This window comes from Bradyrhizobium sp. Pa8 (assembly GCF_052588265.1).
This window is the reverse complement of record NZ_CP176767.1, coordinates 9,159,868-9,181,051: the sequence shown is the minus strand read 5'-3', so window position 1 is coordinate 9,181,051 and position 21,184 is coordinate 9,159,868. Positions and strand designations below refer to the sequence as shown.

Here is a 21,184-nt window from a genome sequence, read left to right as displayed (position 1 = left end):
GAGGGCGGCTACTCCGCCGCCTGCAACACTGGCCCGGCCCTCTTCGGCGCGATCCAGAACGTCTGCGGCCGTTCGAACAGGAAGCGGGCATTGAGCCGCAGCGCGACCTGCCAGATCGCGAGCGATCCGATCACGCCGACGATGGTGACGATCAGCGACACCGTGCCGATGTCGGCAATGATGTGGGTGCGCAGCAGCAGCGTTCGTGTCGCCGCCATCGGCAGAAAGAAGGCGAGGTAGATCACGATCGAATGCTCGCCGCAGAAGCGGAAGAAGTTCAACCACTGTGCGCGCGCGAGCAGCGTGCCCATCGTGATGATGGCGCAGGCGCCGGCGAAGCCGAGCGCGAGCGAGACGATCTTCCATTCGCTGGCGCCGAGCGCGACGAGGCCCGCATTGACCAGCGCCCAGGTCGCAAGCGCCGCCAGCGCAAGTGCGGGATGGTTGCGCGCGCGATCGGACAGCGCGAACACGTAAGGCGCGAACAGATATCCCGAATAGAAATAGACGAAGCGCGCGCAGAATTCGTCGATCGCGGTCCAGCCGGTCGAGATGCGCGCCATCTCCAGCGCGGCAGCGATGAGCCAGATCGCCAGCGGCGGAATACGCCGTGTCAGTTTTGTGACGACGAAGAAGATCGGCAGCAGGTAGATGAACCAGAGCGTGCCGAACGGTTCGACGAAGGATTCCAGATACAGCAGGCCCGCCTCGCGCCAGCTGGTTTCCGCCGCGAATGCCGGTGCCTTGAAGCCGAACTGGATTGTCACCCAGACGACATAGAAATAGGCGAAATGCACCACCTTGCGGTCGAGATAGGTTCGCCAGTCCCGATCGATCACGAGTGGCAGGAACAGGCCCGAAATCAGGAAGAAGTCCGGCATCCGGAACGGCTTTGCGAAGGCCACGGCGACATGCATGAAACCGGTCTGGCCGGCGGCGAGCTCCACCCCCAGCACCGAGTGCATCATCACGACCATGACGATGCAGATGCCCTTGGCATAGTCGACCCAGTCGACACGCGCGGCCGAGGGGCCCTTGGAAAGCCCGCTCGCGGCGATTGTGCCTGATAATGCCATGGTGTCCCGTTTTGAGGCGCGGTCCGCCCGGCTCTGTGCGGGCGTGGCGCAGTGTGAAGCCTTGCGGTTTACGATGTCTTTACCGGTACAATTCGCGTGCCGGTTTTGCATCCGGGCTGTTCTCTCCCCTCAGGAAAATGCTAAACCGCCCGAGTTGGGGTTTCGTTAACCAAGCCAAGACAGGGTTTTTCATGCGAATCGCGATGATCGGAACGGGCTATGTGGGACTGGTGTCCGGAGCCTGCTTTGCGGATTTCGGTCACGACGTCACCTGCGTCGACAAGGACGAGAAGAAGATCGCGGCGCTTCATCGCGGCGAGATCCCGATCTACGAGCCCGGCCTCGACGAGCTGGTCGCGACCAATGTGAAGGCCAAGCGGCTCGATTTCACCACCGATTTGTCGAAGCCAGTCGCGGACGCTGATGCCGTCTTCATCGCGGTCGGCACGCCCTCGCGCCGCGGCGACGGTCACGCTGATCTGTCCTATGTCTACGCCGCCGCGCGCGAGATCGCGCAGTCGCTGTCGGGCTTCACCGTCGTCGTGACCAAGTCCACCGTCCCGGTCGGCACCGGCGACGAGGTCGAGCGCATCATTCGCGAGACCAACCCCGCGGCCGACGTCGTCGTCGCCTCCAACCCCGAATTCCTGCGCGAGGGCGCGGCGATCCGCGACTTCAAGTATCCCGACCGCGTCGTCGTCGGCACCTCCGACGAGCGGGGCCGCAAGGTGATGGGCGACGTCTATCGCCCGCTGTCGCTGAACCAGGCCCCGCTGATGTTCACGGCGCGCCGCACCGCCGAGATGATCAAATACGCCGCGAACGCGTTCCTCGCGACCAAGATCACCTTCATCAACGAGATCGCGGACCTCTCGGAAAAGGTCGGCGCCAACGTGCAGGAAGTCGCGCGCGGCATCGGCCTCGACAACCGCATCGGCACCAAGTTCCTGCACGCGGGTCCCGGCTTCGGCGGCTCCTGCTTCCCGAAGGACACCAAGGCGCTGATCAAGATCGCGCAGGACTATGACGTGAGCCTGCGCATCGTCGAATCCGTGCTGGCCGTCAACGAGAACCGCAAGCGCGCGATGGCGCGCAAGGTCAGCCAGGCGCTCGGCGGTAGCTTGCGCGGCAAGACCATCGCCGTGCTCGGCCTCACCTTCAAGCCCGACACCGACGACATGCGCGATGCGCCGTCGATCCCGCTCGTCACCGGCCTGATCGACATGGGCGCGACGGTCAAGGCTTTCGATCCCGTCGGCATGGAGCAGGCCAAGGGCGAGTTGCCGAACATCACCTATTGCGAGGACGCCTATTCCTGCGCGCAAGGCGCCGATGCGCTCGTCATCGTCACCGAATGGGTGCAGTTCCGCGCGCTCGATCTCCACCGGCTGAAGGCGGCCATGACCCAGCCCGTCGTGGTCGACCTCCGCAACATCTACCCGCCCGAAGAGATGGAAGCCGCCGGCTTCACCTACGAGAGCATCGGCCGTCCGCCGGTGCAGGGCTGACGGTCCACCGCCGCAACGATTTCGTCATGGCCGGGCTTGTCCCGGCCATCCACGTCTGTTTCTAGTCGAAGACGTGGATGCCCGGGACAAGGCCGGGCATGACGAATGGATAGGCCTTGCCCCGCAGCTTCGACACGCCCCTCCCGATCGATGCCGTGCTCGACGACCTCTCGCGCACGCTGGAGGCGCATAATTCGGCTGTGCTGGTGGCGCCGCCCGGCGCAGGCAAGACCACGCGGGTGCCGCTGGCGCTGCTGGATGCCCCCTGGGCCGCGGGCAAGAAGATCATCGTGCTGGAGCCGCGGCGTATCGCTGCCCGGGCCAGCGCCGAGCGCATGGCCAAGTCGCTTCGAGAGCGGGCCGGCGAAACCGTCGGCTATCGCGTCCGCTTCGGCTCGAAGATCTCGCGCGCGACGCGCATCGAGGTGGTGACCGAGGGTATCTTCACCCGCCAGATCCTCGACGATCCCGAGCTATCCGGCATCGCGGCCGTCCTGTTCGACGAATTCCACGAGCGCTCGCTCGATGCCGACATGGGCCTCGCGCTGGCGCGCGACGCGCAAACCGGCCTGCGCGAGGATCTGCGCATCCTCGTGATGTCGGCAACGCTCGACGGCGCCCGTGTGGCAAAGCTGCTCGGGGAAGCGCCCGTTGTCGAGAGCGAGGGCCGCGCCTTTCCGGTCGAGACGCGCTATCTCGGCCGCAAGGCGGATGCGCCGGTCGAGCGGCAGATGGCGGATGCGATCGCGTCCGCGCTTCGCGCCGACAGCGGCTCGGTGCTGGCATTCCTGCCGGGCGCGGCTGAAATCCGCCGCACCCAGAATTTCCTCAGCGAGCGCGTTCAGGATGCCAGCATCGAAATCGTGCCGCTGTTCGGCGCGCTCGACGCTGCCGTGCAGGACCGCGCGATCGCGCCCGCGCCGAAGGGCACGCGCAAGGTCGTGCTGGCGACCTCGATCGCGGAGACCTCGCTCACCATCGAGGGCGTGCGCATCGTGGTCGATTCCGGCCTCGCCCGCGTGCCGCGCTACGAGCCCGACATCGGGCTGACGCGGCTCGAGACCGTGCGCGCCGCGCGTGCGGCGGTGGACCAGCGCCGCGGCCGCGCCGGCCGCACCGAGCCGGGCGTCTGCTACCGGCTCTGGGACGAGCCGCAGACGGCCTCGCTCGCGCCCTACACCCAGCCGGAAATCCTCAGTGCCGACCTCTCCTCGCTGGTGCTCGACCTCGCGCAATGGGGCGTCGCCGATCCTTCGGCGCTGTCATTTCTCGATCCGCCGCCGCTGCCGGCCTGGAAAGAGGCAAAAAGCCTTCTCTCCGAGCTCAACGCGCTCGACGGCGACGGCCGCATCACAGCGGAAGGCAAGAGCCTGCGCGCGCTGGCGCTGCCGCCACGGCTGGCGCGCATGATCGTGGATTCGCACCGCGCCGGCGAGGGCGAAGCCGCCGCCGAGATCGCGGCCATTATCACCGAGCGCGGATTAGGGGGCGACAGCGTCGATCTCGAGCACCGCCGCGACCAGTTTCGCCGCGACCGTTCGCCACGGGCCGCGAGCGCGCGCGATCTCGCGCGGCGCTGGGCCTCGCAGGTGGCGGCGTCAGAGAAGGCCGGTCCGCAGGATGACCTCTCCACCGGCCTGATGCTCGCCTATGCCTTCCCGGACCGCGTCGCGCGCAACCGCGGCAATGGCAGCTTTGTGCTCGCCAACGGCCGCGGTGCCGCCGTGGAGCAGACCTCCTCGCTCGCTCGCGCGCCCTATATCGCGATCGGCGAGATGACGGGCACGGCCGCGAGCGGCCGCATCCTGCTTGCCGCACAAATCACGCAGGACGAAATCGAGCGGCATTTCGCCGAGCATATCGAGAGCGTCGACGAGATATCGTTCGATCGCGGCGCGATGGCGCTGCGCGCGCGGCGCAAGCGCGCGCTGCATGCGATCACGCTGTCTGAGGCAACACTCGCGGTGTCGCCTTCGGAGGAGACCGCGCGCATCTTCGCAGATGGGCTGATTGCCGCAGGTCTCGACCGGTTGCCCTGGTCGAAGGCCGCAAAGCAGTGGCGCGACCGCGTGATGTTTCTGCGCAAGGCTGAGGGCGACAGCTGGCCCGATTTGTCCGACGACGGACTGATCGCGCGGCGCGACGACTGGCTGGTGCCGGCGCTCTACGACAAGATCGCGCTGAAAGACATCTCGGCCGGCGATCTCTCCGACGCGCTGATGGCGCTGTTGCCCTGGGAGATGCGCGCAAGGCTCGATCGCGAGGCGCCGACGCATTTCGAGGCGCCGACCGGCAGCGTGCTCGCGATCGACTATGAGGCCGAGCAGGGGCCGACCATCGCGGTGCGGCTCCAGGAGTTGTTCGGGCTCAACACCCATCCGTCGATCGCCGCCGGCAGGGTGCCGCTGGTGCTGGAATTGCTGTCGCCGGCGCAGCGCCCGGTGCAGGTGACGCGCGATCTCCCCGGCTTCTGGCGCGGCAGTTACGCCGCGGTACGCTCCGACCTGCGCGGTCGCTACCCGCGCCATCCCTGGCCGGAGGATCCGGCGAGTGCGCTGCCGACCCGGCGCGTGAAGCCGCGCGGCACCTGAGAAACCACGAAGGCGTATTAACCCTCCGCTCATCCTTTTCGTCAAAATAGCAGCGCTCTGACCGCAGCGTCGCTCGCGGCCAGACGTGTCGCGTGGTGAAATCGAGCTTTCCGGCTCGGAAGTGGTGTGATGCGTAACATAATGATCCTCGCGGCCATCATGATCGGCCTCGGCACGTTCATGGCGCAGATGGCGGACAGGATGAGTTCCGCCTCCGCGACGTCAGCGCCGCGCACGACGATCGCGGTTGCGTCGACGGCGCCGGCCGGTGGGCGCAGCCTCGCCATTTCCCGCGATGGCCGTGGCCATTTTCAGGCCGAAGGCCGCATCGAGGGCCAGCGGATCGGCTTCATGATCGACACCGGCGCCTCCGTGGTCGCGCTGAACGAGAGCTCGGCCGCCCGCTTTGGCCTGCGTCCCTCGCGCGGCGAGTACAACGCCACCATCTCGACCGCCAACGGCACCATCAAGGCGGCGCGCACGCGCATCGCCATGCTCGAGGTCGGCGGCCTCGTCGTGCGCGACGTTGACGCCATGGTGCTGCCGGACGAGGCACTGTCGGAGAACCTGCTCGGCCTCTCCTTCCTGTCCCGCCTGAAGCGCTTCGAATACGCCAACGGCCAGATGGTGCTGGAGCAGTAAGCCGCCTCAAAGGCTCTCACCGCGCCGACGAACGGTTGTTCGCACGGATTTTTTCAGGACGGCATTGGCGGAAGTCTCGCGCCGGGACGCGTTTTCCCGTTACCAAACTGCCGCAATTATAAGCCATAAGCTGCCATTCCCGCCTTCCGCTGCGGCCCGGCATTCGCTAAGGCTGCATCAATTCCCGCCATTTTCACGAGACCGTCTCAATGTTCCCCAAGCCGAAATCCGTCTTGTTGCCCAACACCTATGCCTTCGAATCCGAGCCGATGGTGAAGGCCACGGGTTTTCGCGAATACGACGCGCGCTGGTTGTTCCAGAAGGAAATCAACCTGATGGGGATCCAGGCGCTCGGCATGGGACTGGGCGCGCTGATTGCGGAGCTCGGCGTCAAGCAGGAGATCGTCACCGGCCATGATTTCCGCGGCTATTCGGCCTCGATCAAGTATGCGCTGATTTCCGGCCTGATGGCTGCGGGCTGCAAGGTGCACGACATCGGGCTCGCGGTAACGCCGATGGCCTATTTCGCGCAGTTCGACCTCGACGTGCCTTGCTGCGCCATGGTCACGGCCTCGCACAACGACAATGGCTGGACCGGCGTGAAGATGGGCGCCAACCGCCCGCTCACCTTCGGCCCCGACGAGATGACGCGGCTGAAGGAGATCGTGTTCAACGCCGAATTCAAGAACAAGGCCGGCGGATCCTACCAGTTCCACGAGAATTATCCGGCGCGCTACATCGCCGATCTCACCGGCCGTCCGAAGCTGACCCGCAAGCTCAAGGTCGTCGCCGCCTGCGGCAACGGCACGGCCGGCGCGTTCGCGCCGCAGGTGCTGGAGGCGATCGGCTGCGAGGTGATCCCGCTCGACACCGAGCTCGACCACACCTTCCCGAAATACAATCCGAATCCGGAAGACATGGAAATGCTGCACGCGATCCGCGACGCGGTGCTGCATCACAAGGCCGATGTCGGTCTCGGCTTCGACGGTGACGGCGATCGCTGCGGCGTCGTCGACAACACCGGCGAGGAAATCTTCGCCGACAAGGTCGGCGTGATGCTCGCCCGCGACATGTCGGCGATCCACAAGGATGCGCATTTCATCGTCGACGTGAAGTCGACCGGCCTGTTCGTCACCGACCCCGTGCTGCAGAAGCAGGGCGCCAAGGTCGCCTATTGGAAGACCGGCCATTCCTACATGAAGCGGCGCACCCACGAGACGGGTGCGCTCGCGGGCTTCGAGAAGTCCGGCCACTTCTTCTTCAACAAGCCGTATGGACGCGGCTATGACGACGGCTTGGTGTCGGCGCTCGCGATCTGCGACATGCTCGACCGCGCGCCGGGCAAGTCGATGGCCGACCTGAAGAACGCGCTGCCGAAAACCTGGTCGTCGCCGACCATGTCGCCGCATTGCGCCGACGAGACCAAGTACGGCGTCATCGACCAGGTGGTGAAGCATTTTGAAGGCTTGCAGGCCAAGGGCGCCAAGATCGGCGGCCAGGCGATCCGCGATCTCGTCACCGTCAACGGCGTACGCGTCACGGTCGAGGACGGCAGCTGGGGCCTGGTGCGCGCGTCCTCGAACAAGCCCGAACTCGTCGTCGTGGTCGAGAGCCCGGTCTCCGAGCAACGCATGCACGACATGTTCGAGATGGTGAACAGCGTGCTCCGCACGCATCCCGAAGTCGGCGCGTACAATCAGACGATTTGAGGGGCATCAGGGGAGCACAACCCGCGCGCCGCAAATCTCCGCTGTCATGCCCCGGCTTGACCGGGGCATCCAGTACGCCGCGGCTTCTCCGTATCCAATCGCCGCCTCTGGAATACTGGATCGCCCGGTCAAGGCCGGGCGATGACAGCTTCCTTGTGGTGAGACCTGAGAACTAAGCCTCTAGGCCGCCACCACCGCCGGGATCGGCAGCGCGGTGACCGACTTGATCTTCTCCATCGCAAAGCGCGAGGTGACGTTCTTCAGCGGCACGGCGCTGATCAGCTTCTTGTAGAACACGTCATAGGCCTGCATGTCGGCGACCACGACGCGCAGCATGTAGTCGACGTCGCCGGCCATGCGGTAAAACTCCATCACCTCGGGCATGGCGCTCACGGCCTCGGCGAACTTCTTCAGCCAGGCGTCCGAATGGTCGGCGCTCTCGACTGACACGAACACGGAGATGCCGAGCCCGATCTTGTTCTGATCGACCAGGGCGACCCGCTTCAGGATCACGCCGTCGGCCTCGAGGCGCTGGATGCGTTTCCAGCAAGGGGTCGAGGACAGCCCGACGCGGTCGCCGATCTCGGCGACGGACAGGGAGGCATCTTCCTGGAGTACCATCAGGATCTTGCGGTCGATGGCATCAAGGCGGCGGCTGGTCTCGGGGAGCTGGACAGCGACATCAGTCATTTGAAGAACTTTGTTCCAATATGAGGGCTGCTTTCCCTGATATATAGGAAAATCTTCTACTGCAAGCCCATAATCTCGGCGCGCCCCTGGAATCGCTCTAGGGCCTGTCTCGTAAAAACCCTTCAACTTCAATACGTTGTGGGGCAGCCGGGCCGCCGCCGTGGCTGGTGCATTTCAGCGCTGCGGCGGCCGCGGCGAATCGCAGCGCCTCCCGCACCTCCTCGCCCTCGGCGAGGCGAAGCGTGAAGGCGCCATGGAAGACGTCGCCGGCGCCGAGCGTATCGACCGCCTCGACCGGGAAGGCCGGTGTCTCCTCCAGCTCGCCCGCCTCGTTCAGCCAGATCGTGCCACGCGGGCCGCGCGTGGCGGCGAGGAAGGCCGGCGTCAGCCTGGCCAGGCGCTTCAATGCCTCGCCGTCGTTGGCGACACCGGCCGTCTCCTGCACCTGGTCGCTGGCGAACAGCAGGTGCGAGGCGGCCGTGAGCAGGCTGTCCTGCAACGACATCGCGCGATCGACGCCGACGATGACGGGAATGCCGCGCCGTCGCGCCTCGGCGCAGAGATCGATGCAAAGGGCGCCGCAGCGGCTCTCGACGAGGACCGCCCGGCAATCGGCGAGCAACTCGTCACCGTCCGGCAGCTTCACGCTCCACAGAGCGGGATCGCGATAGATCGTCAGCGTCCGCTCGCCCGAGGGCTCGATCAGGATCGCCGAGACCGGCGTGGTCAGGCCGGGCATGCGCACGACGTGGGTCGCGTCGATGCCTTCACGAGCCATCTGTTCGAGAATGAAACCGCTCGATGCTTCCCGTGCATCGCCCATCGGTCCTGCGAAGGAGACCCGCCCACCGAGCCGCGCAATGGCGATCGCAGCATTGAGCGCGTTGCCGCCGCAGATCTCGGCGAGATGCGTGGCGTTGGCCTTGCTGCCGCGCGCGGGCACGGCCTCGATACGAAAGGTGAGGTCGCGCACGGGAATACCGATGCAGAGGATGCGCGGCGCGGTCCCTGACGTGGCCACCGGCGGCCCCAGCTTATGCGCCGGTCTTGGCGTGCACCCAGCGGCCGAGCAGATGATGGGCGATCGCGAACGGATGCGGGCCGGCGAGCCCGTCCGGATGCGTCCGCGTCAGCATCAGCGCGGCCTCCTCGCGGGTGAACCAGCGCGCGTCCTCCAGCTCGGAATGATCGACGACGACGTCCTCGTTCAGGGCCCGCGCGCTGCAGCCGATCATCAGCGACGATGGATAGGGCCAGGGCTGCGTCATGTAATACTGCACGTCGGTGCAGCGGATTCCGGATTCTTCGAGGATTTCCCGGCGTACCGCGTCCTCGATGGTCTCGGCGACCTCGACGAAGCCGGCGAGGCAGGAATACATGCCCGGCGGAAACTGCTTCTGGCGGCCGAGCAGGCACTTCTCGCCCGAGGCGACCAGCATGATCACGACGGGATCGGTGCGCGGAAAGTGCTCGGCCTTGCAAGCAGGGCACTCGCGCTTCCAGCCGCCTTCCTTCATCGCGCTCCGCGTGCCGCAATTGGCGCAATAGCCGTGGCGCTGGTGCCAGCTCACCATCGACTTCGCCATCGCGATCGCCGAGAGCTCGTCGGGCGGAATCACGCCCTGCATCGCCATGCCGCGCAGCTCGGTGACGGTGTAGTCCTCGCGGCCGATCAGCTTCTCGGCCGCCGCCTGCGGCATTCCCATGCCGAACACCGCGGCGCCGTCGCGCAGGCCTAAGAAGATCGTGCCGGGGTTGGCGCCGCATTTCAGCGCCTCGTCGATTCCCAGCAGCGCGCGCGCCTTGTCGCCCTCGCGCTTCACCAGCAGCGAGTCGCGGTAGACGACATAGGCGCGCGACGATGGCTTCTGCTCCATCGCGAACAGTTTTCCGTCGTCGCGGCGCAGATGCGCGGCGCGATCGAGGACGTTGGTGACGAAGGCCGGCTGTCCCAGCGGAAACGAGTCGAATGCTGACATTTCTTGTTCTCAACCCAACCAGATCTTGCGGCGAAGCGCGCTGATGAAAGTCTGCACCTCGGTGGCGTCGTGCGCCAAGGGCTTCATCACGCCCCACACCGGCCGCGGCCAGGCGGCGTCGCTGGTGCGGCGTGCGATGATATGGACGTGAAGCTGCGGCACGAGGTTGCCGAGCGCGGCGACATTGAGCTTGTCGCATTTGGTGATCTCTTTCAGCGCGCGCGAGACGCGGGAGATCTCGGTCATGAGTTGCGCCTGCTCCACCTCGTCGAGATCGATGATCTCGATCGCATCGGGCCGCCGCGGCACCAGCAGCAGCCAGGGATAATGCGCGTCCTTGATGACCAGGACCTTCGACAGCGGCAGGTCGCCGATGTCGATGGTGTCCTCTTTCAGGCGGGAGTGCAGCGACCAGGCGGGTTCAGACATATGCGTTTCCGGATGGCCCGATGGGGGCGGGCCTGTTAGCTCCGACCATACGATACGGGGTCAGCCAGGGGAAGGATCGGGGCTCCGCGGTCACTGCATACGCGATCGTCGTCCCGGACAAGCGCAGCGCTGATCCGGGATCAATAACCACAGGGAGAAGTTTGGCGAAGACTCGCAGTTGCCAGCCCCCGCCACCACGTCTCCCTGTGGTTATGGATTCCGGGTTCGCGCTTTGCGCGCCCCGGAATGACGGAAACTACGCCTCCGCAAGCACCCGCGCATTGGCGCGGACGGAGGTCTCGCTGACGCGGATGCCGAGGCCCGGGCCGTCGGGCACCACGACATGGCCGGCGCGGTTGGCGACGCGCTCTTCCAGCACGTCCTCGGTCAGCACGTGATGCGGCATGTAGAATTCGCAGCCGAGCGAGATGCCCGGCGTTGCCGCGATCAGCTGCGTGCCGGCGGCAAGCCCGATGCCGCCCTCCCACAGCGTGCCGCCATAGCCGGGCAGGCCGGCGATGTCGGCGATCGCCATGATCGCCTGCGCCTCGAACAGGCCGCCGGCCTTCATCAGCTTGATCGAGACGGCATCGGCCGCCTCGCGGCGCACCACCTCCATCATGTCGCGGCGGTCGAAGCAGCTTTCGTCCGCGAGAACGGGTGTTTCCAGCGCCGCGGTGAGCTGCGCCATCACGTCGAGATATTTGCGCGGCACCGGCTGCTCGATGAAGGTCGGTGCGAACTCTTCGACGTCGCGCAGGATCTTGATGGCGCCGAATGGCGCCAGCGCCTGGTTGTAGTCGACGCGCAGATCGACCTTGTCGCCGAATTCCTTGCGGATCGCTTCGAGATGATCGAGGTCCTCGCGATGGGGCTTCACGCCGGTCTTGACCTTGTAGATGACGTTGCCGTCCGGAACCATCTTTCGCATGCGCTCGAGATCGGCGGCGAAATCCGGATCGGCAATCGAGAACGACAGCGGGATGGTGTCGCGCACGCGGCCGCCGAGCAGGTCGGCGACCGACAATCCCGACGATTTGCCGACGATGTCGAGCAGCGCCATCTCGATTGCGACCTTGGCCTCGGCATGACCGACCAGCGCACGGTCGAGCTCGGCCATCAGCGCGCGGATGCGGCGCACGGGTTTGCCGAGCACGATCGGCCGCAGATAGATGTCGAGCGCGGAGAAGGCCGCTTCCGGCGTCCCCGTGAACACTTCCCACGGTGCCGCCTCGCCCCAGCCGATCACGCCGTCGCTCGCGGTGAGCTCGATCAGCACGCGCTTCACCGTACCCTTGACGTTGCCGACGCCCTGGAGGCGCGCCATCTTGATCGGGCTCTCGATCAGGAACAGCCTGATGCGTTCGACGGTCGCTTCGGTCATGTCAGGCCTCCATTGACGTGCCAGACCTGGCCGGTGACGTAGGACGCCTTCGGTGATGCCAGGAAGGCGATGATCTCGGCCACTTCCTCCGGCCGCCCGCGGCGGCGCATCGGGATCAGCGCTTCGGTGGCCGCGATCTGCTCGGGCGAGAGCCGGCTCTCGCTCGGCTTGTCCTTGATGATGAGGCCGGGTGACACAGCATTGACGGTGATGCCGTCTTTTGCGAGCTCGATCGCGGTGAGACGCACCAGCGCTTCGAGCGCGGAGCGGCTTGCCGCGGTGGCGGCAAAGGGTGCGAATTCAGGCCGGATCGCATGCGCGACGAAAGACGAGACCGCCACGATCCGCGCATCGCGCCCGTCACGCAGCAGAGGCAGCGCGGCGTCGACCAGCCGCGTGAACGCCAGCGCCGATTCGTCCATCGCCTGCCGGAACTGATCCGCCGGCGTGCCGATCGCGCTGCCGCGGCGGGCATGACCACCGACCAGGATCAATCCATCGAGCCGTCCGAAAGCGCGTTGCGCGGCGGCGACGGCGTCGGTGACGGCTGCTTCCTCGGCGAGATCGCCGAGGCATTTTGCGACGGCTGCGCCCTTCGCTTCGGCTTCTGCCGCCGTCGCATCGAGACCTTCCGCGTTCGAGCGCGTGTGCAGCAGCAGCGCGGTGCCGGGGGCCGCGAGCAGTTTTGCGGTGGCGCGGCCGATGCCGCTGGCGGCACCGGTGACGAGATAGGCGCGATCGATATCAGGCATCACGGTGCTGCGTTGGCCGGCGGCAATGCGCCGGTGCGGTGGAAATGGCTGAGGAAGGCGCGCGTCGCGGCTTCCTGCGGATTGTCGATCACCTGCCGCGCCGGACCTTCCTCGACCACGACGCCGTCGCGCATGAAGATGAGGCGGTCGGCGACCTCGCGGGCGAAGGCGATCTCATGGGTGACGATCACCATGGTCATGCCTTCCGAGGCCAGCCGCTGCATGACGGCGAGCACCTCGCCGACGAGCTCGGGATCGAGCGCCGAGGTGGCCTCGTCGAACAGCATCACGTCCGGCTCCATCGCGAGCGCGCGCGCGATCGCGACGCGCTGCTTCTGCCCGCCGGACAGCGTCGCCGGATATTGGTCGGCCTTTTCCGCGAGGCCCACTTTGGCAAGCTGCGCACGCGCGAGCTTCTCGGCGTCCGCCCTGGCCATGCGGCGCACCGTGACGGGCCCCTCCATGACGTTCTGAAGCGTCGTCATGTGCGGGAACAGATTAAAATGCTGGAACACCATGCCGGTGGTGGTGCGGAATTTTGCGAGTGTCTTCACGTCCGGAAGCTTCGCGCCTTCGCCGAATGCAAAGCGCGTGTCGCCGACGCGGACGCTGCCGCCGTCGGGCACGACCAGCAGATTGATGCAGCGGAGCAGCGTCGATTTGCCGGAGCCGGATGGGCCGATCAGCGCCACCACGCCCCCCTTGGCGACGTCGAGGCTGATGCTCTTCAAAACCTCGTTGCTGCCAAAGCTCTTGCGAAGCGCCCGGATCTCGATTTTCGAAGTGTTCTTGGATGGCTCGCTCATTCGCTGACCGCCAGTCGCTTCTCGCCGCGGCGGACGATGATGGTCAGGGGAATCAGGATCGCCGCATAGGCGACCGCGACCGCGGTGTAGGTCTCCAGCGGCCGGTAGCTGTCATGGGCGGCGACCTGGCTCTGGTAGACGAGGTCGGGCACGGCGAGCACCGAAACCAGCGAGGTGTTCTTGAACTGGATGATCGACTGGTTCATCAGCGCCGGGATCATGCGCTTGATCGCCTGCGGCAGCACGATGCGCCGCATGCTCTGTCCCGGCGTCATGCCGAGCGCGGCGCCGGCTTCGGACTGGCCCTTGTCGATCGAGATGATGCCGCCGCGGATGATCTCGGAATAGAACGAGCCGCCATAGAGCGAGAGCGCGAGCGCCGAGGCCGTGATCGGCGTCATCTCGACGCCGGCCAGGATCGGCAGCGCGTAATAGAACCAGATCAGCTGCACCAGGATCGGCGTGCAGCGGAACGCCTCGATGAAGGTAAGGGCGACCAGACGCACCGCCTTGAAGCGCGACAGGCTGCCGAACGCGCCGAACAGGCCGAAGACGAGACCGAGCACGACGATGACCACGGTGAAGCCGACGGTGACGCCGAGCCCGTTGAGAAAGAGCCAGCGATAGCTCCAGAGGATGCCGAAGTCCCACTGATACATGCGTGTTCTCTTGCTTCACCTCTCCCGCTTGCGGGAGAGGTCGTGTCGCATCGAAGATGCGACGCGGGTGAGGGCTCTTTCCTCTGGGGGCGTCTTGCCAGCGGAGACACCCTCACCCCAACCCTCTCCCGCTTGCGGGAGAGGGAAAGAAGCAGAGCGCGCCGACTGAGCTCGACCCAAACTCGCTACACCTTACAGCGAAACGCCCGGCGGAATGTCCGCTTCGGTCACGCCCACCAGCTCCATGTTGGTGATGATCGCGTTGCGGATGAAGCCGAGGCCCTTGTTGAAGTCGATCCAGGTGTTGACGTAGTCGCGGAAGGTCTTGTCGTTCTCGCGGCGGAAGCCGGCATTCGACGTGGTGGCGAAGATCGGCGTCGGCAGCACGAACTGGCCGAGCGAGGGATTCTTCTTCAGCACGGTCAGCGACAGCATGGTGATCAGGCACTGCGCGTCGACGCGGCCGGTCTGGAGCGCGGCGGTGGCATCGTCGGCGGTCTTCAGTCGCGAGATCTGCGCCTTCGGCGTCAGGCGGCTGACGACCTGGTCGTGCGACGAGCCCTGGTCGACGGCGATCTTGACGTCGGGCGAGTTCAGCTCGGCCCAGCTCTTCGGCTTGAAGTCCTTCTTGCAGAGGATGCCGAAGGCGTTGTTGAAGACCGGCACCGAGAAGTCGACCACCAGCGCGCGCTTCGGGGTCGGGTTGAGGCCGAAGAAGATGTCGATCTTGTTGGACTGCAGGTCGAGCACCGAATTGCCCCAGGTGGTCTCGGTGATCTCGAGCTCGGCCTCCATGTCGTCGGCGAGCCCCTTGGCGATGTCGATGTAGAAGCCCTTCCACTGGCCGCTGGCGAGGTCCTTCATGTAATAGGGCGCGCCGCCGCCGACCGCGCCGATCCGCATCTTCTTGGTGCGGCGGATGCGGGCAAAGGTCGATTCGTTGGGATCCGCTGCGGTCTGCGCCACGGCCGGTGAGGCCAGCGTGGCCGCAGCCATCGCGCCAAGTCCGACAATCGATGCGACATCACGACGTGTAACCATTTTGAGGAATCGCTTTTCTGGTTGGATGAAGGTGTGTGGTTGATCTCGCGCGAAAAATTCGCCCATCAATCGGCGTCAGCCGGCTGAAAAATGCTCTGGATCGGATTTTCGCGCACCCTTTGTTTCGGTTCCGGCAGGATTTCATAGAAAGGCGCTGCCGGGCGGGCCCTGTCAAGACTCGATTGCCTCAGGGATGGGCGGGGCCTCGAAGATGGGCAGGGAGCCTATCGGCTTGACGCATTCGGAGGCGAATGGCGGCGTCTGCACTTCGGGACAGGCGTGCCACGGCGATGCACGAGGTAAGGCCCGGCGAGCGCGTCGGCTCGAGCTGTTTCGCGAGAAAATTGATAGGCTTCGACGGTTCGCTTTAAAAATGCGAACGGCGCCCTGTCGGCGCCGTTCGCCGAAGACGGCGAGAGGTCGGTGCGGATCGACCGACCCTATTCTGCAGCCTTGTCCGTAGCCTTGGCACGAACGGTCGCGAGGCGCGTCAGCGCGTCGCGGACGCCGGCGCCATAGGCGGGATCGGCCTTGGTGCAGTTGGCGATGTGCCGTTCCTGGATGGCGATGGCCGCCGCGCCGACGGCGCGCGCCGTGTTGTCGAACAAGGCCTGCCGCTGGACTGCGTTCATCTTGCGAAAGAGGTCGCCGGGCTGCCGATAGTGATCGTCGTCGATGCGGTGATCCCAATGTGCGGCTGCACCATCGATCTCGAGCGGCGGCTCGTTGAGATCGGGCTGGTCCGTCCACTCGCCACGGCTGTTCGGGAAATAGGTCGGCGTCCTTCCCTGATTGCCGTCGGTCCGCATTGCGCCATCGCGATGGTAGCTGTGATACGGGCATTTCGGCGCGTTGACCGGGATCAGATGATGGTTGACGCCGAGGCGATAGCGCGCCGCGTCCCCGTAGGAGAACAGCCTCGCCTGCAGCATCTTGTCGGGCGAGAAGCCGATGCCCGGAACGACATGGGCCGGCGAGAAGGAGGCCTGCTCGACCTCGGCGAAGACGTTTTCCGGATTGCGGTTCAGCTCGAAAGTGCCGGCCTCGATCAGTGGAAAGTCCGCCTTCGGCCAGACCTTGGTCAGGTCGAACGGGTTGAAGGCAAACGCCTTGGCCTGGTCGTCGGTCATGATCTGCACGAACATCGTCCAGCGCGGGAAATCGCCGCGTTCGATGCTCTCGAACAGGTCGCGCTGGTGAGTCTCGCGGTCCTTGCCGATGAGGGCTTCGGCCTCGGCGTCGGTCAGGTTTTCGATGCCCTGCTGCGTCCGGAAGTGAAACTTCACCCAGCTCCGCTCATTGGCGGCATTGATGAAGCTGTAGGTATGGCTGCCGAAGCCATGCATGTGCCTGAAGCTTCTGGGAAGGCCGCGCTCACTCATCACGATGGTGACCTGGTGCAGAGCCTCCGGCAACAACGTCCAGAAATCCCAATTGTTGTCGGCGCTGCGCATTCCGGTCCGGGGATCGCGCTTGATCGCATGATTGAGGTCGGGAAAGCGCAGCGGATCGCGGAAGAAGAACACGGGCGTGTTGTTGCCCACCATGTCCCAATTGCCTTCCTCGGTGTAGAACTTCAGCGCAAAGCCGCGGATGTCGCGTTCGGCGTCGGCTGCGCCGCGCTCGCCGGCCACCGTCGAGAAGCGCGCGAACATCGGCGTCTGCTTGCCGACTTCCGAGAAGATCTGCGCTTTGGTGTATCGGGTGATGTCATTGGTCACGGTGAAGGTGCCGAAGGCGCCGGAACCCTTGGCATGCATCCGTCGCTCCGGGATCACTTCGCGATCGAAATGTGCTAGCTTCTCGATCAGCCAGACGTCTTGCAGCAGCGCGGGCCCGCGGCGGCCCGCGGTCATGATGTTGAGGTTATCGCTGACGGGCGCGCCCGTCGCATGGGTCAAACGTTTCGGCTCATCGGCCATGGGATGCTCCTGAATATGGGGTCATTGGCTATTGCTGCCCGCGTGCGAAATCTCAGGCTCGCATGGGTCCACAGCAGTCGATTTCGAGATCGCACTGTCCTTGCGCGAACGCCGGTCAACCGTGCCAATGCGAGTTGCGGATGACGCTGCAGAAATTGCCGCGATGGAAATGCGGCTCCTTGTCGGCGATGACGTCGGCCTTGACGTTGCCGAACGTCGTATCAGGCCGATGCTTGATGCCGTCGTAGAAGGCCTGGATGATGTCTTCCTTGAAGCGCGGCGTGCGCGGAAACGCCTTCACGACCGCCTCGCGCTCCGCGTCGGAATATTCGTCGTAGGTGAGCCCGAGCACGTCCATCTCGACGCCCGCGGTCACCAGCGCGACGACGGGGTGCATGTGCTGAGGGACGCCCGGCGTCGTGTGCAGGGCGATCGCGGTCCAGACGGTATAGGCGTCGGCTTCCGAAATGCCGTGACTGCGCAGGAAGTCGCGCGCGGCATGCGCGCCATCGACCTCGAACCGCTCGTGCTTGCTGCCATGGCCCGGCATCAGGCCGATGTCGTGAAACATGGCGCCGGCGTAGAGCAGCTCGCGGTCGAATGTCAGTCCGCGGCGGATGCCGGCCATCGCACCGAACTGGTAGACGCGGCTGGAATGGTTGAAGAGCAGGCCCGTTTCGGTGTCGCGGATGTATTCGGTGATGGCACGCGCCAGCTTGCTGTCGGGGATGACGGCGGCTTCGGTGATTTCTGACATGGGCAGCTCCTGAAATTTAGGTCGCTCCCACTGTAAATCCGGGCTACGTTGTCTTAAATCGACGTAATACGTCTAAAACGGACAAATTCGGATCGAGGCGGACATGGGCGCAAAGCCGAAACCAAGGACGGTTGTGATCGTGGCGCTGCCAGGGGTGCAGCTGCTCGATGTCGCCGGGCCGCTCGACGTGTTCGCCGAAGCAAACGTCCAGGCCGGCTATCCGGCCTATGCGCTGTTCGTGGCGGGCGCGGAGCCGGGGCCGATCTGCAGTTCCTCAGGCGTCCGGCTGATGCCCGACCGAATCGTCGACCGCGACTTCCAGGAGCCGATCGACACCTTGCTGGTGGCGGGATGCCCGAACGCGGTCGAAGTCCCGGCGGACGGGGGCGTGATCGACTGGCTGCGGCGGCGGGCTTCGCGGACCCGCAGATTCGGCTCGGTGTGCAGCGGGGCCTTCTTCCTTGCCGCCGCCGGTCTCCTCGATGGCAGGCGGGTCACGACGCATTGGGCGGTCGCGGACATGCTGGCGAGCAAATTCCCGTCGGTCACCGTGGACAAGGATGCCATCTACGTCACCGACGGAAAGCTCCGCACGGCTGCCGGCGTGACCGCAGGGCTCGACCTCGCGCTGGCACTGGTCGAGGAAGATCTCGGCCGCGATACGGCCATGAGGGTCGCAAGCCAGCTCGTGATGTTCTTCAAGCGTCCGGGTGGGCAGATGCAGTTCACCCGCAAGGGCGAGGCTGTTCCCGCCGGCCGCGCCGCGCTGCAGGAGCTGCAGCGCTGGGTCGCCGCCAACCCCTCGCTCGACCACAGCGTTGCCAGCCTGGCGACGCGCATGGAGCTCAGCCCGAGGCACTTTGCACGGCTGTTCCGCGCCGAAGTCGGAGTCACGCCTGCGACCTGGGTCGAGGAAGCCCGCGTCAATGCGGCGAGGCGGCTGCTCGAGTTTGTCAATGAAGCCCCGAAGCAGGTCGCGCTCCATTGTGGATTCGCCGATGCCGATACGCTGCGTCGCGCGTTCAATCGTCACGTCGGCGTGACGCCCGCCGAGTATCGCAAGCGGTTTGCGCGAATCACGGAGGTTCCAGCTCGCCAACACTGAGCCGGCTTCCGCGTCCAAAAGGGTCGGAGGGGGCCGTCCAGCGGGGTGTGCGGGACCCACGGATACCCGCTTGCTTTCCCGACCTTTTGGCCCCAAATAGGGACCGGGAGATTGGCGGTGGACGAGCCACTCGCCAACCGGGTCAGGTCCGGAAGGAAGCAGCCCTAACGAGGTCCGGATCGGGTCGCTCGTCAGTCTCCTACCTGTTTTTCCGAGCGAATTGCGCCGGCGGGCCTCCCGCCAGCGCGCTCCTTTCCGCAAAAGCCGGGCGAAAGACATTCCATTGCGGATCGACCGATGACCGACGCTGGCGCCCCTCCCAACCCCGACAGCGCCGGCCAGGCCAGCACGCCCTACCGGGTGCTGGCGCGCAAATACCGGCCCTCCAGCTTTGACGACCTGATCGGCCAGGAGGCCGTGGTCCGCACCGTCTCGAACGCGTTCGAGACCGGGCGCATTCCGCAGGCTTGGATCCTCACCGGCGTCCGCGGCGTCGGCAAGACCACCACCGCGCGTATTCTGGCCCGTGCGCTCAACTACGAGATGCCGGATGGATCGGTGAAGGGCCCGACCATCCACATGCCGACGCTGGGCGTGCATTGCCAGGCGATCATGGAAAGCCGGCACATGGACGTGCTGGAGATGGACGCGGCCTCGCATACCGGCGTCGACGACGTCCGCCAGATCAATGACAGCGTGCGCTACGCGCCGGCCAGCGCCCGCTACAAGGTCTACATCATCGACGAAGTCCACATGCTGTCGACGGCGGCGTTCAACGCCTTCCTGAAGACGCTGGAGGAACCGCCGGAGCACGCCAAGTTCGTGTTCGCGACCACCGAGATCCGCAAGGTTCCGGTCACCGTGCTGTCGCGCTGCCAGCGCTTCGACCTGCGCCGGGTCGAGGCCGACGTGCTGATGAAGCACCTCGCCAATATCGCGGCGAAGGAGAACGTCGAGATCGAGCCCGAGGCGCTCGGCATCATCGCGCGCGCCGCGGAAGGCTCGGTGCGCGACTCTCTGTCGCTGCTCGACCAGGCGATCGCGCACGCGGCAGGCACGGTCAAGGCGGATGCGGTCAGGCAGATGCTGGGGCTCGCCGACCGCACCCGCGTCATCGACCTGTTCGATTCGCTGGCGCGCGGCGACATCGCTGCCGCTTTCAAGGAGTTCCGCGACCAGTATGATGTCGGCGCCGATCCGATCGTCGTACTGTCGGACCTCGCCGAGTTCGTCAATTTCGTCACCCGCGTGAAGATCGTGCCGGCGACCGCCGACAACGTCGCCTATGGCGAGACCGAGCGCGTGCGCGCGCGGGACTTCGCCTCGAAGATCTCGATGCGCGTGCTGTCGCGGATGTGGCAGATGCTGCTCAAGGGCATCACCGAGGTGCAGGCCGCGACGCGCCCCGCAGCGGCTGCCGAGATGGTGCTGGTGCGCATCGCCTATGTCGCCGACCTGCCGACGCCGGACGAAGCGATCAAGATGCTGGAGCAGAACGGCGGCGGCTCGCCGGTCGTGGGCGGCGGAAGTGCCGCGCGCAGCGGCGCGCCGGGTGCGCCGGTGGCCTCGGCTGCGCCGATGCGCGCGCCGACGTCGTCACCGTCCGCGTTCGGCGGCGGCGCCGCCCGGCCGCAGATGGCGGCGCCCGCGCCGGATCCGCAAGGAGCCGCGCCCCAGCTGCGCATCACGAGCTTCACCCAGCTCGTCGCGGTCGCCGGGCAGAAGCGCGATCTCATGACCAAGGCCGCGCTCGAAGGCGACATGCGCCTCGTCCGTTTCGAGGAGGGCCGGCTGGAAGTCGCGCTCGAGCCCAACGCCTCCAAGACCATGATCTCCGAGCTCGCGCGAAAATTCGAGCTCTGGACCGGCCGGCGCTGGACCGTGATCGTCTCCAACGAGCAGGGCCAGCCGACGCTGCGTTCGGTGAACCACGCGGCGAAGCAGGAACATGCGCGCTCCGCCGAAGCCGATCCGCGCGTGCAGGAGGTGCTGTCGCGTTTTCCCGGTGCGAAGGTCGTCGAGGTCCGCAGGCTTGCCCCTGAGGCGCCGGAAACCAATATGAATGCGGACTATGGTAGTGACGATCCGCCCGATGGTTCCGACGGCGACGATCTCTAGAGCATGATCCGGACCC

Annotated in this window: 18 protein-coding genes and 1 other RNA gene; 7 read left to right on the top strand and 12 right to left on the bottom strand. The window is 65.8% G+C overall.

Going from position 1 to position 21,184, the window contains the following annotated elements; genetic code table 11:
• Positions 1-8 precede the first annotated feature (8 nt).
• Positions 9-1,076 carry an acyltransferase family protein gene (locus ACKWRH_RS43620; RefSeq protein ID WP_445218577.1) on the bottom strand — a complete coding sequence of 356 codons (1,068 nt, stop codon included), beginning with the start codon at positions 1,074-1,076 and terminating at the stop codon, positions 9-11.
• A 191-nt stretch (positions 1,077-1,267) separates the two neighbouring features.
• Here ACKWRH_RS43620 and ACKWRH_RS43615 point away from each other — a divergent pair, with 191 nt between their 5' ends.
• From ACKWRH_RS43615 to ACKWRH_RS43600, 4 genes are all read left to right on the top strand, one after another.
• Positions 1,268-2,584, top strand: coding sequence for a UDP-glucose dehydrogenase family protein (locus ACKWRH_RS43615; RefSeq protein ID WP_445218576.1), 1,317 nt, complete (start codon positions 1,268-1,270; stop codon positions 2,582-2,584).
• Positions 2,585-2,700: 116 nt separating this feature from the next.
• A complete protein-coding gene (gene hrpB, locus ACKWRH_RS43610) occupies positions 2,701-5,175 on the top strand; it encodes an ATP-dependent helicase HrpB (protein ID WP_445218575.1) in 2,475 nt (824 codons plus the stop codon).
• Positions 5,176-5,304: 129 nt separating this feature from the next.
• Positions 5,305-5,817: a TIGR02281 family clan AA aspartic protease gene (locus tag ACKWRH_RS43605; RefSeq protein WP_445218574.1), complete on the top strand. Its 513-nt coding sequence runs from the start codon at positions 5,305-5,307 to the stop codon at positions 5,815-5,817.
• A gap of 209 nt (positions 5,818-6,026) precedes the next feature.
• A complete protein-coding gene (locus tag ACKWRH_RS43600; RefSeq protein WP_445218573.1) occupies positions 6,027-7,526 on the top strand; it encodes a phosphomannomutase/phosphoglucomutase in 1,500 nt (499 codons plus the stop codon).
• A gap of 180 nt (positions 7,527-7,706) precedes the next feature.
• Here the strand turns inward: ACKWRH_RS43600 and ACKWRH_RS43595 are convergent, their stop codons facing one another.
• From ACKWRH_RS43595 to ACKWRH_RS43545, 11 genes are all read right to left on the bottom strand, one after another.
• Positions 7,707-8,216 carry an Lrp/AsnC family transcriptional regulator gene (locus ACKWRH_RS43595; RefSeq protein WP_254123816.1) on the bottom strand — a complete coding sequence of 170 codons (510 nt, stop codon included), beginning with the start codon at positions 8,214-8,216 and terminating at the stop codon, positions 7,707-7,709.
• 97 nt (positions 8,217-8,313) lie between these two features.
• Positions 8,314-9,237: a sugar kinase gene (locus ACKWRH_RS43590; RefSeq protein WP_445218572.1), complete on the bottom strand. Its 924-nt coding sequence runs from the start codon at positions 9,235-9,237 to the stop codon at positions 8,314-8,316.
• A gap of 13 nt (positions 9,238-9,250) precedes the next feature.
• On the bottom strand, positions 9,251-10,195 hold the full coding sequence (gene nudC, locus ACKWRH_RS43585; RefSeq protein WP_445218571.1) for an NAD(+) diphosphatase: 945 nt from the start codon (positions 10,193-10,195) through the stop codon (positions 9,251-9,253).
• Between the two features lie 9 nt (positions 10,196-10,204).
• Entirely contained in the window at positions 10,205-10,624 is a 420-nt protein-coding gene (locus ACKWRH_RS43580) for an HIT domain-containing protein (protein WP_445218570.1), read from the bottom strand.
• A 256-nt stretch (positions 10,625-10,880) separates the two neighbouring features.
• On the bottom strand, positions 10,881-12,008 hold the full coding sequence (locus ACKWRH_RS43575) for a muconate cycloisomerase family protein (protein ID WP_445218569.1): 1,128 nt from the start codon (positions 12,006-12,008) through the stop codon (positions 10,881-10,883).
• Positions 12,005-12,760, bottom strand: coding sequence for an SDR family NAD(P)-dependent oxidoreductase (locus tag ACKWRH_RS43570; protein WP_445218568.1), 756 nt, complete (start codon positions 12,758-12,760; stop codon positions 12,005-12,007). Before ACKWRH_RS43570 ends, ACKWRH_RS43575 begins: the two co-directional genes overlap by 4 nt.
• A complete protein-coding gene (locus ACKWRH_RS43565; protein WP_445218567.1) occupies positions 12,760-13,566 on the bottom strand; it encodes an amino acid ABC transporter ATP-binding protein in 807 nt (268 codons plus the stop codon). Before ACKWRH_RS43565 ends, ACKWRH_RS43570 begins: the two co-directional genes overlap by 1 nt.
• Positions 13,563-14,225 carry an amino acid ABC transporter permease gene (locus ACKWRH_RS43560; RefSeq protein ID WP_028149000.1) on the bottom strand — a complete coding sequence of 221 codons (663 nt, stop codon included), beginning with the start codon at positions 14,223-14,225 and terminating at the stop codon, positions 13,563-13,565. The genes ACKWRH_RS43565 and ACKWRH_RS43560 overlap by 4 nt, the downstream gene beginning before the upstream one ends.
• Positions 14,226-14,417: 192 nt before the next feature.
• The gene (locus ACKWRH_RS43555) at positions 14,418-15,266 is read right to left on the bottom strand and encodes a transporter substrate-binding domain-containing protein (RefSeq protein ID WP_028148999.1); all 849 of its coding nucleotides are present in this window, start codon (positions 15,264-15,266) and stop codon (positions 14,418-14,420) included.
• A 440-nt stretch (positions 15,267-15,706) separates the two neighbouring features.
• Positions 15,707-17,188: a catalase gene (locus ACKWRH_RS43550; RefSeq protein WP_445218566.1), complete on the bottom strand. Its 1,482-nt coding sequence runs from the start codon at positions 17,186-17,188 to the stop codon at positions 15,707-15,709.
• Between the two features lie 115 nt (positions 17,189-17,303).
• Positions 17,304-17,945 (bottom strand): HD domain-containing protein, encoded by a 642-nt coding sequence (locus ACKWRH_RS43545; RefSeq protein WP_445218565.1) that lies wholly within the window; start codon positions 17,943-17,945, stop codon positions 17,304-17,306.
• Positions 17,946-18,048: 103 nt separating this feature from the next.
• On the opposite strand from ACKWRH_RS43545, the gene ACKWRH_RS43540 reads away from it, so the two are divergent.
• The 3 genes from ACKWRH_RS43540 to ACKWRH_RS43530 all read left to right on the top strand — a co-directional run bounded on the left by ACKWRH_RS43540 (position 18,049) and on the right by ACKWRH_RS43530 (position 21,168).
• On the top strand, positions 18,049-19,050 hold the full coding sequence (locus ACKWRH_RS43540) for a GlxA family transcriptional regulator (protein ID WP_445218564.1): 1,002 nt from the start codon (positions 18,049-18,051) through the stop codon (positions 19,048-19,050).
• 106 nt (positions 19,051-19,156) lie between these two features.
• Positions 19,157-19,253, top strand: an RNA gene (gene ffs / locus ACKWRH_RS43535) — signal recognition particle sRNA small type.
• A 94-nt stretch (positions 19,254-19,347) separates the two neighbouring features.
• Positions 19,348-21,168: a DNA polymerase III subunit gamma/tau gene (locus ACKWRH_RS43530; protein WP_445218563.1), complete on the top strand. Its 1,821-nt coding sequence runs from the start codon at positions 19,348-19,350 to the stop codon at positions 21,166-21,168.
• The last annotated feature ends 16 nt before the right edge of the window (positions 21,169-21,184 follow it).

Bases quoted from the DNA above. Each gene is read 5' to 3' on its own strand.
- nudC (WP_445218571.1), bottom strand. From the start codon at position 10,195: ATGTCAGCATTCGACTCGTTTCCGCTGGGACAGCCGGCCTTCGTCACC.
- ACKWRH_RS43580 (WP_445218570.1), bottom strand. From the start codon at position 10,624: ATGTCTGAACCCGCCTGGTCGCTGCACTCCCGCCTGAAAGAGGACACC.
- ACKWRH_RS43600 (WP_445218573.1), top strand. From the start codon at position 6,027: ATGTTCCCCAAGCCGAAATCCGTCTTGTTGCCCAACACCTATGCCTTC.
- ACKWRH_RS43555 (WP_028148999.1), bottom strand. From the start codon at position 15,266: ATGGTTACACGTCGTGATGTCGCATCGATTGTCGGACTTGGCGCGATG.
- ACKWRH_RS43550 (WP_445218566.1), bottom strand. From the start codon at position 17,188: ATGGCCGATGAGCCGAAACGTTTGACCCATGCGACGGGCGCGCCCGTC.
- ACKWRH_RS43570 (WP_445218568.1), bottom strand. From the start codon at position 12,760: ATGCCTGATATCGATCGCGCCTATCTCGTCACCGGTGCCGCCAGCGGC.
- ACKWRH_RS43615 (WP_445218576.1), top strand. From the start codon at position 1,268: ATGCGAATCGCGATGATCGGAACGGGCTATGTGGGACTGGTGTCCGGA.
- ACKWRH_RS43605 (WP_445218574.1), top strand. From the start codon at position 5,305: ATGCGTAACATAATGATCCTCGCGGCCATCATGATCGGCCTCGGCACG.
- ACKWRH_RS43530 (WP_445218563.1), top strand. From the start codon at position 19,348: ATGACCGACGCTGGCGCCCCTCCCAACCCCGACAGCGCCGGCCAGGCC.
- ACKWRH_RS43575 (WP_445218569.1), bottom strand. From the start codon at position 12,008: ATGACCGAAGCGACCGTCGAACGCATCAGGCTGTTCCTGATCGAGAGC.
- ACKWRH_RS43565 (WP_445218567.1), bottom strand. From the start codon at position 13,566: ATGAGCGAGCCATCCAAGAACACTTCGAAAATCGAGATCCGGGCGCTT.
- ACKWRH_RS43595 (WP_254123816.1), bottom strand. From the start codon at position 8,216: ATGACTGATGTCGCTGTCCAGCTCCCCGAGACCAGCCGCCGCCTTGAT.
- ACKWRH_RS43560 (WP_028149000.1), bottom strand. From the start codon at position 14,225: ATGTATCAGTGGGACTTCGGCATCCTCTGGAGCTATCGCTGGCTCTTT.
- ACKWRH_RS43620 (WP_445218577.1), bottom strand. From the start codon at position 1,076: ATGGCATTATCAGGCACAATCGCCGCGAGCGGGCTTTCCAAGGGCCCC.
- ACKWRH_RS43545 (WP_445218565.1), bottom strand. From the start codon at position 17,945: ATGTCAGAAATCACCGAAGCCGCCGTCATCCCCGACAGCAAGCTGGCG.
- ACKWRH_RS43540 (WP_445218564.1), top strand. From the start codon at position 18,049: ATGGGCGCAAAGCCGAAACCAAGGACGGTTGTGATCGTGGCGCTGCCA.